This is a genomic window from Pseudomonas sp. GL93, from assembly GCF_003408955.1.
GTDB lineage: Bacteria > Pseudomonadota > Gammaproteobacteria > Pseudomonadales > Pseudomonadaceae > Aquipseudomonas > Aquipseudomonas paracarnis.
The window spans coordinates 1-11,967 of sequence record NZ_NKRF01000052.1 but is presented as its reverse complement, the minus strand read 5'-3'; the positions used below and the strand labels follow the sequence as shown (position 1 = coordinate 11,967).

General features: G+C 60.8%; 9 protein-coding genes. 4 read left to right on the top strand and 5 right to left on the bottom strand.

Annotation, left to right across the window (positions count from 1 at the left end; all coding sequences use genetic code 11):
• Window positions 1–261: 261 nt before the first annotated feature.
• Both CER19_RS08385 and algW read right to left on the bottom strand, forming a co-directional pair.
• Window positions 262–2,355, bottom strand: a complete 2,094-nt coding sequence (locus CER19_RS08385) for a TonB-dependent siderophore receptor (protein ID WP_116666071.1) — start codon at window positions 2,353–2,355, stop codon at window positions 262–264.
• A gap of 112 nt (window positions 2,356–2,467) precedes the next feature.
• Window positions 2,468–3,628: a Do family serine endopeptidase AlgW gene (gene algW, locus CER19_RS08380; protein ID WP_003188388.1), complete on the bottom strand. Its 1,161-nt coding sequence runs from the start codon at window positions 3,626–3,628 to the stop codon at window positions 2,468–2,470.
• 101 nt (window positions 3,629–3,729) lie between these two features.
• Here algW and CER19_RS08375 point away from each other — a divergent pair, with 101 nt between their 5' ends.
• From CER19_RS08375 to cysN, 3 genes are all read left to right on the top strand, one after another.
• A complete protein-coding gene (locus CER19_RS08375; protein ID WP_116666070.1) occupies window positions 3,730–4,488 on the top strand; it encodes a Nif3-like dinuclear metal center hexameric protein in 759 nt (252 codons plus the stop codon).
• Window positions 4,489–4,906: 418 nt separating this feature from the next.
• Window positions 4,907–5,824: a sulfate adenylyltransferase subunit CysD gene (gene cysD / locus CER19_RS08370; RefSeq protein ID WP_016971196.1), complete on the top strand. Its 918-nt coding sequence runs from the start codon at window positions 4,907–4,909 to the stop codon at window positions 5,822–5,824.
• 9 nt (window positions 5,825–5,833) lie between these two features.
• Window positions 5,834–7,732: a sulfate adenylyltransferase subunit CysN gene (gene cysN / locus CER19_RS08365; RefSeq protein WP_003188392.1), complete on the top strand. Its 1,899-nt coding sequence runs from the start codon at window positions 5,834–5,836 to the stop codon at window positions 7,730–7,732.
• A gap of 193 nt (window positions 7,733–7,925) precedes the next feature.
• Here the strand turns inward: cysN and CER19_RS08360 are convergent, their stop codons facing one another.
• From CER19_RS08360 to CER19_RS08350, 3 genes are all read right to left on the bottom strand, one after another.
• On the bottom strand, window positions 7,926–8,825 hold the full coding sequence (locus tag CER19_RS08360; protein WP_116666069.1) for an acyltransferase: 900 nt from the start codon (window positions 8,823–8,825) through the stop codon (window positions 7,926–7,928).
• Window positions 8,826–10,925, bottom strand: a complete 2,100-nt coding sequence (gene pta / locus CER19_RS08355) for a phosphate acetyltransferase (RefSeq protein WP_003188396.1) — start codon at window positions 10,923–10,925, stop codon at window positions 8,826–8,828.
• A gap of 79 nt (window positions 10,926–11,004) precedes the next feature.
• Window positions 11,005–11,292, bottom strand: a complete 288-nt coding sequence (locus tag CER19_RS08350; RefSeq protein ID WP_078802457.1) for a DUF3565 domain-containing protein — start codon at window positions 11,290–11,292, stop codon at window positions 11,005–11,007.
• Between CER19_RS08350 and CER19_RS08345 the strand changes: the two genes are divergently transcribed.
• Window positions 11,291–11,776, top strand: coding sequence for a peptidylprolyl isomerase (locus tag CER19_RS08345; protein ID WP_003188398.1), 486 nt, complete (start codon window positions 11,291–11,293; stop codon window positions 11,774–11,776). The genes CER19_RS08350 and CER19_RS08345 overlap by 2 nt on opposite strands.
• Window positions 11,777–11,967 lie beyond the last annotated feature (191 nt).

The following is an 11,967-nucleotide window of genomic DNA, read 5'->3' as shown; positions in this document are numbered from 1 at the left end:
GCTCTTGCCCCACCACTCGGCACCTCGCTTTGGCTCGGTGTGCCCGTAATCCGCCAGTGATTTGGGGGCCGCCGCCACGCGCCATCCATGGCGCGGGGCGGCTAAACCGGCATCCCTGCCGGTTTACCCCCCAAATCACTGTCGAATTCCGGCCAGCGTGGTTTAACGGGGCGCCTAAGATCAAGATCAAGAGCGGCTCGCTTCGCATCGTGGTTACCTATGGCTATCGCAGGCAAGCCAGCTCCCACAATTTGACTGTATTTACAGACTAAGGGTCAGGCTAACCGTGAAGTTGCGCGGCTCGCCGGGGTTGACCCAATAGTTGCTGTAGGACCGCTCGTAGTACTTTTCATTGAACAGGTTGTTGAGGTTCAGCCCCACCGTCACGTTCTGCGTGGCCTTGTAATGGGCCAGCAAATCCACCGTGTGGTAGGCGGGCAGTTCGAAGCCTGTGCCGGCTTCGCCTGAGCGGTCACCTACATAGGTAAACGCTGCGCCCAGGTCTGAGCCACGCAACGCGCCGTCCTGGAACTCATACACACCCAACACACTGCCACTGCGCTTGGCCACGCCGAGAATGCGGCTGCCCGTGGGGATGGTTTTGTCGCCCTTGGTCACTTCGGCGTCGATGTAGGCCAAGGCGCCGATCACGCGGACTGCGTCGGTCACTTGCCCGGTTACTTGCAGGTCGAAGCCCTGGCTGCGGGCCTTGCCCATGGCGCGGTTGAGGTTGGTCGCCGGGTCCAGGGTCAGCACGTTTTCCTTTTCGATATGAAAGGCCGCCAGGGTGGCGCTGAGGCGGTCGTCAAACAGCTCGCTCTTGATTCCCACCTCATAACCCACGCCTTCTTCGGGCTTGAAGGACTTGCCACCGGCATCCAGGCCGCTATTGGGCTTGAACGAGGTGGAGGCGTTAGCAAAAACGCCGACTTCTGGCGTGAGCTGGTAGAGCAGGCCGGCACGTTGAGTGAAGGCGTCGTGGGTTTGACGGCCCTTTGCGTGGTTGCGGGTGAAGTCGTCGGTGCTTTGTTCGAAGTGTTCGAAGCGCGCACCGATCATGCCGCGCAGGCGGTCGGTGAAGATGATCTGGGCTTGCAGGTTCAGTGCGTGGCTTTTGGTCTGTTCGAAGAAGTCGGTGCCGGAGCGTTTGCCGTTGGGTTTGGGCTGGCCATACACCGGCTTGTAGATGTCGATGGGATAGTCGCCAGCGATCGCCGTCACGCGCTCTTTCTTGCGGTAATCCTCGTATTCGGTACCGATCAACAGTTCATGTTGCCAACTGCCTATATCGAACACCCCGCGCAGTTCCAGCTGGGTGATGCTGTCATGCCAGCCCGTGGAGCGCTCCCGGTAGCGGCGATTGACGCTGTGGCCGTCTGCGTTCAACGCCCGGCTTTCCGAAGCATCGCCCCACAGGCTGCCTTGCTTGTAGTGGCTGGCCAGACGCAGTTTCCAGGCGTCATTGAGGTGGTGTTCCAACGCTGCCTGAATGCGGTTGTTGTGGTTGCGGATATTGCCGTCGTTGGGCTCGCCGAGGAAAGTGGAATGGGACATGCCGGTGTTGGCGACGATGCCTCGGTCGAAGGTGGAACTGTGGCGCACGAACTCACTTTCCACCAGCAGGGTGGTGTCCGGGTCCAACTGCCAACTGAAGGAGGGCGCGACGAACACGCGCTTGGCGTCGACGTGATCGCGAAAACTGTGGTTGTCTTCAACGGCCAGGTTCACTCGCGTCAGCACGCGCCCCTCGCTGTCCAGCGGCGTATTCACATCCAGCGCGGTGCGGTAGCGGTCCCAACTGCCGGCGCTGGTCTGCAATGTGGTGAAGGGTTCGGGCTGGGGCTTCTTGGTGACGATATTCACCGTGCCACCGGGATCGCCACGCCCATAGAGGCTGGCGGCTGGGCCCTTGAGCACTTCGATGCGCTCGATATTCGCTGCGTCCGGGGTGCTGGGGTAACCGCGGTTAGCGCTGAAACCATCCTGGTAGAACTCGGACGTGGTGAAGCCGCGCACGCTGTATTCGTAGAGGGTCAGGCCGCCGAAGTTGTTTTGCTTGGATACGCCGCCGGCGAATTCCAGGGCGCGTTCAACGCTGGTACTGCCCAGGTCTTTGAGTACCGTGGCCGGAATCACGCTGATCGATTGCGGGATGTCGCGCAAAGCCGTGTCGGTCTTGGTCGCACTGGCAGAGCGGGTGGCACGGTAGCCGTCGACCGGGCCGGTGGCGGACTCATAGGCGTCGGAGGTGACGCTGATGGTGTCCAGTTCCAGAGTGTTTTCTTCGGCGTAGGCAGGGTCGAGCAGCAAACCCAGGGCCAGGCCGGCCAAGGGTACAAACTTTCGAGACGGCATGATAGAGCGTTCCAATAGCGATATTGAAACAATATAACATGCCTAATGAGAATGAATCGCTAAGAAATGTAGCCTTACAAGCGCCCGCGAACGGGCGCTTGGGTCGCGACGGTTATTGCTCTTCTTTCACGGGCGCGGTCGCCGGTGGTGGGCGCAGGCCGATTTCCGCCGACAGTTTGATCTCCTTACCGTTGCGCATCACCAGGATCGCCACCTTGTCGGTCGGCTTGATCCGCGCCACCTGGTTCATCGACTTGCGGCCATCACCCGCCGGGGCGCCGTCGATGCTGAGGATCACATCGCCCAGTTGCAGGCCGGCTTTCTGCGCCGGGCCGTCGCGGAAGATCCCCGCTACCACGATGCCTGGACGCCCGGTCAGGCCGAATGACTCGGCCAGTTCCTTGGTCAAGGGCTGTACTTCAATGCCCAGCCAGCCGCGAATCACCTGGCCGTGCTCGATGATCGACTTCATCACTTCCATCGCCAGCTTCACCGGGATCGCAAAGCCAATGCCCTGTGAACCGCCGGACTTGGAAAAAATCGCGGTGTTGATGCCGGTCAGGTTGCCATTGGCGTCCACCAGCGCACCGCCGGAGTTGCCGGGGTTGATCGCCGCGTCGGTCTGGATGAAATCTTCGTAGCTGTTAAGGCCCAACTGGTTACGCCCGGTGGCGCTGATGATGCCCATGGTCACCGTTTGCCCCACCCCGAACGGGTTGCCGATGGCCAGCGCCACATCGCCCACGCGCAAACCGTCGGAGCGGCCGAGAGTGATGGCCGGCAGGTTCTTCAAATCAATCTTGAGTACCGCGAGGTCTGTTTCCGGGTCGCTGCCCACCACGCGGGCCAGGGTTTCGCGGCCGTCACGCAGGGCCACCACGATCTGGTCGGCGCCGGTGGTCACGTGGTTATTGGTGAGGATGTAGCCTTCAGGGCTCATGATCACGCCGGAGCCGAGGCTGGATTCCATGCGGCGCTGCTTGGGGCCGTTGTCACCGAAATAGCGGCGAAATTGCGGGTCTTCAAACAACGGGTGCGCGGGCTTGTTAATGACCTTGGTGGTGTACAGGTTGACCACCGCAGGGGCGGCGATGACCACGGCATCGGCATAGGTCACTGGACCCTGCACCACCGTGTTGGTCTGCGGCGCCTGTTGCAGGTTCACATCCAGTGTGGGCAGGCCCACCCACTGGGGATAACGCTGGATAATCAGCATCGCGATCAGCACGCCAGCCAACAATGGCCATCCAAAAAAACGCAGTGCCTTGAGCATCAAGTAAGTCCTGACAGGTTGCAGGGGGCGGGAGAGCGCCCATAATGTCGCGCATTATACGAGGCTGTGACGCCTGCGAACGGGATATTTAGGAGTCTTTTATGGCCGTGCCCCTTACTACCCTCGTCGAGGAAGCCGACCGCTACCTCGGCAGCGCCAAAATTGCCGATTACTGCCCCAATGGCCTGCAGGTCGAGGGCCGGCCCCAAGTGATACGCATCGTCAGCGGCGTGACCGCCAGCCAAGCCCTGCTGGACGCCGCCGTCGAAGCCAAGGCCGACCTGGTGCTGGTGCACCACGGTTACTTCTGGAAGGGCGAAAACCCATGCATCACCGGCATGAAGCAGCGCCGCCTCAAAACCCTGCTCAAGCATGACATCAGCCTGCTGGCCTACCACTTGCCCCTGGACCTGCACGCCGATGTCGGCAACAACGTGCAACTGGCTCGCCACCTGGACATCACCGTCGAAGGCCCGCTGGACCCCGGCAACCCAAAAATCGTCGGCCTGGTCGGCTCCCTGGCCGAGCCCTTGTCACCCCGTGACTTCGCCCGCCGCGTGCAGGAGGTGATGGGCCGCGAACCGCTGCTGATCGAAGGCAGCGAGATGATTCGCCGCGTTGGCTGGTGTACCGGTGGCGGCCAGGGCTACATCGACCAGGCGATTGCCGCCGGTGTCGATTTGTACCTGAGCGGTGAAGCATCCGAACAGACCTTCCACAGCGCCCGGGAAAACAACATCAGCTTCATCGCCGCCGGCCATCACGCCACCGAACGCTACGGCGTGCAGGCGTTAGGCGACTACCTGGCGCGGCGCTTTGCCCTGGAGCATCTGTTCATCGACTGCCCCAATCCGATCTAAAGCACAGCACTGAACACTGTGGGAGCTGGCTTGCCTTAATGCCAGTCAGTTAAGCGTGCATCGCCCTCTGTAGGAGCGAGCTTGCTCGCGAAAAACCGCAACGATAACGCGTGCTTCCTGAATGAACGCGGCGCCTATGAGTTTTTCGCGAGCAAGCTCGCTCCTACAAAAGCCTTAACTGACTGGCATTATGGCTTGCCTGCGATGGCATCACCTCGGTCAGCCTGAATCAGCGCGGCGCCTGTATCGCAGGCAAGCCAGCTCCCACATTGACCGAGTTGAGCGCCAAACTCGGCGGTATATTCATATATCGTTTCGGTCTAGCCGGTGCCCTAAATAGAAGAAGTTGCTGTGCTAGCATGCCTCGCTCGAACACGGCCCGCTGGCCGTCCATAAGATCGTTTTTCCGTGAGTAACCATGGTCGACAAACTGACGCATCTGAAACAGCTGGAGGCGGAAAGCATCCACATCATCCGCGAGGTCGCCGCCGAGTTCGATAACCCGGTGATGCTCTACTCGATCGGTAAAGACTCCGCCGTGATGCTGCACCTGGCACGCAAGGCCTTCTTCCCGGGCAAATTGCCATTTCCGGTGATGCACGTCGACACTCGCTGGAAATTCCAGGAGATGTACAAGTTCCGCGACAAGATGGTCGAGGAGCTGGGCCTGGACCTCATCACCCACATCAACCCCGATGGCGTGGCGCAGAACATCAACCCGTTCACCCACGGCAGTGCCAAGCACACCGATATCATGAAGACCGAGGGCCTCAAGCAGGCGCTGGACAAGCATGGTTTCGACGCAGCATTCGGCGGTGCCCGTCGCGATGAAGAGAAATCCCGTGCCAAAGAGCGCGTGTACTCGTTCCGCGACAGCAAGCACCGTTGGGACCCGAAGAACCAACGCCCGGAGCTGTGGAACGTCTACAACGGCAACGTCAACAAGGGTGAGTCGATCCGCGTGTTCCCGCTGTCCAACTGGACCGAACTGGACATCTGGCAGTACATCTACCTGGAAGGCATCCCGATCGTGCCGCTGTATTTCGCCGCCGAGCGCGAGGTGATCGAGAAGAACGGCACGTTGATCATGATCGACGACGACCGCATCCTCGAGCACCTGTCCGACGAAGACAAAGCCCGCATCGTCAAAAAGAAAGTACGTTTCCGCACCCTTGGCTGCTACCCGTTGACGGGCGCGGTGGAGTCCGAAGCCGAGACGCTGACGGACATCATTCAGGAAATGCTCCTGACGCGAACTTCCGAGCGCCAGGGCCGTGTCATCGACCACGATGGTGCAGGCTCGATGGAAGATAAAAAACGTCAAGGCTATTTCTAAGGGGCTGTCATGTCGCATCAATCTGATTTGATCAGCGAGGACATCCTCGCCTACCTGGGCCAGCACGAGCGCAAAGAGATGTTGCGCTTCCTGACCTGCGGCAACGTCGACGACGGCAAAAGCACCCTGATCGGGCGCCTGCTGCACGACTCCAAAATGATTTACGAAGATCACCTGGAAGCCATTACCCGCGACTCGAAGAAGTCCGGCACCACCGGTGACGATATCGATCTGGCGTTGCTGGTCGATGGCCTGCAGGCCGAGCGTGAGCAGGGCATCACCATTGATGTCGCCTACCGCTATTTCTCCACCGCCAAGCGCAAATTCATCATCGCCGACACCCCCGGCCATGAGCAGTACACCCGCAACATGGCCACCGGTGCGTCCACCTGTGACCTGGCGATCATCTTGATTGACGCCCGCTACGGCGTGCAGACCCAGACCCGTCGCCACAGCTATATCGCCTCGTTGCTGGGGATCAAACACATCGTGGTGGCCATCAACAAGATGGACATCAACGGTTTTGACCAAAGCGTATTCGAGTCGATCAAGGCCGATTACCTGAAGTTCGCCGAAGGTATCGCGTTCAAGCCAAGCACCCTGGCCTTCGTGCCGATGTCGGCGCTCAAGGGCGACAACGTGGTGAACAAGAGCGAGCGTTCGCCCTGGTACACCGGCCAGTCGCTGATGGAGATCTTGGAGACTGTCGAGATCGCCAATGATCGCAACTACACCGACCTGCGTTTCCCGGTGCAGTACGTCAACCGCCCGAACCTGAACTTCCGTGGGTTTGCCGGCACCCTGGCCAGCGGCATCGTGCACAAGGGCGACGAAGTGGTGGTATTGCCGTCGGGCAAGAGCAGCCGCGTCAAATCCATCGTCACCTTTGAAGGTGAGCTGGAACACGCAGGCCCAGGCCAGGCCGTGACCTTGACCATGGAAGACGAGATCGACATCTCCCGTGGCGACCTGTTGGTGCATGCCGACAACGTGCCGCAAGTGACCGACGCCTTCGACGCCATGCTGGTGTGGATGGCCGAAGAACCGATGCTGCCGGGCAAGAAATACGACATCAAGCGCGCCACCAGCTACGTGCCGGGTTCCATCACCAGCATCGTGCACCGCGTGGACGTAAACACCCTGGCCGAAGGCCCGGCGAGCTCGCTGCAGCTCAACGAGATTGGCCGGGTCAAGGTCAGCCTGGACGCCGCCATCGCCCTGGACGGTTACGACAGCAACCGCACCACCGGCGCGTTCATCGTGATCGACCGCTTGACCAACGGCACGGTGGCCGCGGGCATGATCATCGCGCCACCGGTGGGTCATGGCGGCGCTGCGCAGCACGGCAGCCTGGCGCATGTCGCCACCGAAGAGCGCGCCCTGCGTTTCGGCCAGCAGCCGGCCACGGTGTTGTTCAGCGGCTTGTCGGGCGCTGGCAAGAGCACTCTGGCCTATGCGGTCGAGCGCAAGCTGTTCGACATGGGCCGTGCGGTGTTCGTGCTGGACGGCCAGAACCTGCGTCACGACCTGAACAAAGGGTTGCCGCAGGACCGGGCCGGGCGTACCGAGAACTGGCGTCGTGCCGCTCACGTGGCGCGTCAGTTCAACGAAGCCGGCCTGCTGACCCTGGCAGCCTTCGTTGCGCCGGATGCCGAAGGCCGTGAGCAGGCCAAGGCGCTGATTGGCGCCGATCGCCTGCTGACCGTCTACGTACAGGCATCGCCGTTGGTGTGCGCCGAGCGTGACCCGCAAGGTTTGTACGCGGCCGGTGGGGATAACATCCCTGGCGAATCCTTCCCGTATGACGTGCCGTTGAATGCCGACCTTGTGATCGACACCCAGGCGTTGTCGCTGGAAGACAGCGTCAAGCAAGTGCTGGAACTGTTGCGTCAGCGCGGCGCGATCTAAGCTTTATTGCCGCACAAAAAAGCCCGCCACCGGTCACCCGGTGGCGGGCTTTTTACATATTCTCAAATGTGGACGCGGGCAATGTGGGAGCTGGCTTGCCTGCGATGGCGGACTGTCAGTTTATTTATCCTTAGCTGATCCACCGCTATCGCAGGCAAGCCAGCTCCCACATTAAATTGCATCCACATGTTGATCAGCGGCTGGCAGGAAAGTCTTTGTGCAGCTGTTCCAACAATGCATCCTTGTCTTGCCACAACTGGTTGATCCAGCCCTGGAACGCCAGCCGATAGTCCCCATCCTGCTCATAATTCTTGCCGATGAACTCAGCCGGGATCTGCACCTCTTCAAAGTGCACCACCACCTCCTTCACGTTACCGCACAGCAAATCCCAATAGCCTGGGCGCCCGGCAGGGTAGTGGATGGTCACATTGACCAGTGATTTGAGCTGCTCGCCCATGGCATCCAGCACAAACGCAATACCGCCCGCCTTGGGTTTAAGCAGGTAGCGAAACGGTGACTGCTGCTGCGCATGCTTGCCCGGTGTAAAGCGTGTGCCTTCAGCAAAGTTGAAAATCCCCACGGGGTTGTCGCGAAACTTCGCACAGGTCTTGCGCGTGGTTTCCAGGTCTTTGCCTTTCTTCTCCGGGTGCTTCTCCAAATAAGCCTTGCTGTAGCGCTTCATGAAGGGAAAGCCCAGTGCCCACCACGCCAGACCAATCACCGGTACCCAGATCAACTCTTGCTTGAGGAAGAACTTCAGGGGGCGAATGCGCCGATTGAGCACGTACTGCAATACCATGATGTCGACCCAGCTCTGATGGTTGCTGGTCACCAGGTACGAGTGCTGGTAGTCCAGGCCCTCAAGGCCGGTCAGGTGCCAGCGCGTACGTCGTACCAGGTTCATCCAGCCCTTGTTATTGGTAACCCAGGCTTCGTGGGTGTGGTTCATCAGCCATTCGCTCAGGCGCTTGGCGAATGGCAACGCCTTGAACAGCGCCACGATGAACAGGAACGAACACAGCAGGATCGTGTTCAGCGCCAGCAACAACGAAGCGATCACCCCGCGCACGGCGGCAGGTAGAAAATCCAGCATTTAGATATCCATGGGTCGGTTGGCGGCTTGGATCGCGGTCAGCGCGATGGTGTACACGATGTCGTCTACCTGGGCGCCGCGCGGCAGGTCGTTGACCGGCTTGCGCAGCCCCTGAAGCATCGGCCCCAGGCTCACGCAATCGGCGCTGCGTTGTACGGCTTTGTGGGTCGTGTTGCCGGTGTTCAGGTCCGGGAACACAAAGACGGTGGCCTTGCCTGCCACCTGGCTGTTGGGCGCCAGTTGTCGGGCGACGTTTTCGTTGGCGGCGGCGTCGTATTGCAACGGGCCGTCGATCAGCAGCGAGCTTTGTTGCTCGTGGGCGAGCAGGGTGGCTTCGCGGACTTTTTCTACCTCCTCGCCGCTGGCCGAGTCACCGCTGGAATAGCTGATCATCGCCACCCGTGGCGTGATGCCGAACGCGGCTGCCGAGTCGGCGCTTTGCAGGGCGATTTCCGCCAGTTCCGCAGCGCTTGGGTGCGGGTTCATCACGCAGTCGCCGTACACCAGCACCTGCTCGGGGAACAGCATGAAGAACACCGACGACACCAGGGTGCAGCCCGGCGCGGTCTTGATTAGCTGCAGGGCCGGGCGAATGGTGTTGGCGGTGGAGTGAATCACCCCGGAGACCAGGCCATCCACTTCGTCGAGGGCGAGCATCATGGTGGCGATCACCACGGTGTCTTCAAGTTGTTGCTCGGCCATGGGCGCGTTGAGGCTTTTGCTCTTGCGCAAGGCGACCATTGGCTCCACGTAGCGTTGGCGAATCAGGTCGGGGTCGAGAATCTCCAGACCTTCGGGCAGGTCGATACCTTGGGCGCGGGCAACGGCCTCCACATCCGCAGGCTTGGCCAGCAGCACGCAACGGGCAATGCCGCGGGCCTGGCAGATTGCGGCGGCCTGTACGGTCAGCGGCTCGCTGCCTTCGGGCAGCACGATACGTTTGTTGGCCGCCTGGGCGCGTTGGATCAACTGGTAACGGAACACCGCCGGCGACAGACGCATCTCCCGTGGCGTGCCGCAACGCTGGTGCAGCCAGCGCGCATCGAGGTGGCTGGCGACGAAATCGGTGATGATTTCCGCGCGCTCGCGGTCGTCGATGGGGATTTCCTTGTTGAGGCTATTGAGCTGGTTGGCGGTGTCATAGGAGCCGGTGCTCACCGACAACACCGGCAACCCGGCCTGGAAGGCGCCTCGGCACAGGTCCATGATGCGTGGGTCGGGCAGGGTGTCGCTGGTCAGCAGCAGCCCGGCCAGCGGCACGCCATTAATGGCGGCCAGGCTGACGGCGAGGATGATGTCATCGCGATCTCCCGGAGTCACCACCAACACGCCGGGTTTGAGCAGCTCGACAGTGTTACGCATGGTGCGTGCGCAAATGATGATCTTGGTCATGCGCCGGCTTTCGTAGTCACCGGCGTTGAGGATCTGCGCGCCCATCAGGTCGGCCACGTCGCGGGTGCGCGGGGCATTCAGCTCGGGTTGGTAGGGGATGCAGCCGAGCAGCCGGAAATCGCCGCTGCGCAACAGCGGCGAATGCTCCTTGAGGCGCGCCGAGAAGGCTTCCATGCTTTCGTCGGTGCGTACCTTGTTGAGGATTACGCCCAGCACTTTCGGGTCTTTGGGGCCGCCAAACAGTTGGGCCTGCAATTCCACACGGCCGGAAAGCTCGGTGAGCACTTCGTTTTCCGGCGCTGAGACCAGGATCACTTCCGCGTCCAGACTCTTGGCCAGGTGCAGGTTGACCCGTGCCGCGTAGCTGGCGCTGCGGGTCGGCACCATCCCTTCGACGATCAGCACGTCTTTGCCTACGGCTGCCTGTTGGTAAAGGGTGATGATCTCTTCGAGCAACTCATCGAGCTGGCCGTCACCGAGCATGCGCTCTACGTGAGCCAGGCCAAGTGGCTGCGGCGGTTTCAGGCCGTGGGTGCGCGCCACCAGCTCGGTGGAGCGTTCCGGCCCGGTATCGCCTGGGTGTGGCTGGGCGATGGGTTTGAAAAAACCGACTTTCAGGCCGGCCCGTTCCAGGGTGCGCACCAGCCCAAGGCTGATGGAGGTCAGACCCACACCAAAATCGGTGGGCGCGATAAAAAAAGTCTGCATGCGAATTCTCTGGAGGTGCCTGGCTTGGGTGGCGCTCTATGGGTGAGTGCCTACCGCGAATCAGGCGCCAAGGTTATCGTTATTCGTGCCCTTGCGCACACCAGCCGCACGCAAAGGCCTGGCCTATTTTTTCAAGGCGTTGCGCGGGGTCGAGCACCCAGGCGCGCGACTGCCAGGGCGGTTGGTGGCGCAAATGCTGGGTGTGGCCGCAGGACAACTCGGCCACCCAGTGCCCATCGTCGTCCTGATGAAAACCTGTGATCGTGACCGTTGATCGGCCCCGTCCGTCCGGGTTCCGTTCGCTTTCGGGCAAATCCTTGTTTAGACTTGTCCGTTCTTCATTCTTTTGCAAAAGGTCTCGCCCCATGACGATCGCCGCTAACAAGGCTGTCTCCATCGACTATACCCTGACCAACGACGCTGGTGAGGTCATCGACAGCTCCGCCGGCGGCGCGCCGCTGGTTTACCTGCAAGGCGCAGGTAACATCATCCCGGGCCTGGAAAAGGCTCTGGAAGGCAAGAACGTCGGTGACGAACTGACCGTCGCCGTAGAACCTGAAGATGCCTACGGCGAATACTCCGCCGAACTGGTCAGCACCTTGAGCCGCAGCATGTTCGAAGGTGTTGATGAGCTGGAAGTGGGCATGCAGTTCCACGCTTCCGCGCCGGACGGCCAAATGCAGATCGTCACCATCCGCGACCTGGACGGCGACGACGTCACCGTTGACGGCAACCACCCTCTGGCTGGCCAGCGCCTGAACTTCCAAGTGAAGATCGTGGCCATCCGCGACGCTTCCCAGGAAGAAGTGGCTCACGGCCACGTCCACGGTGAAGGCGGTCATCACCATTGATTGATGTTTTGATCAAGTGGTAGCAAAAACGCCCCGACTGGTTCGGGGCGTTTTTTTGCCCTGAGAATATCCCCGGTCAACTCTCTGTAGGAGCGAGCTTGCTCGCGAAAAACCTGAGAGCCCCGCTGGGCGCCAGGCTTCCCGCGTCATCGTTAACGATCTTCGCGAGCAAGCTCGCTCCTACAGTTTTC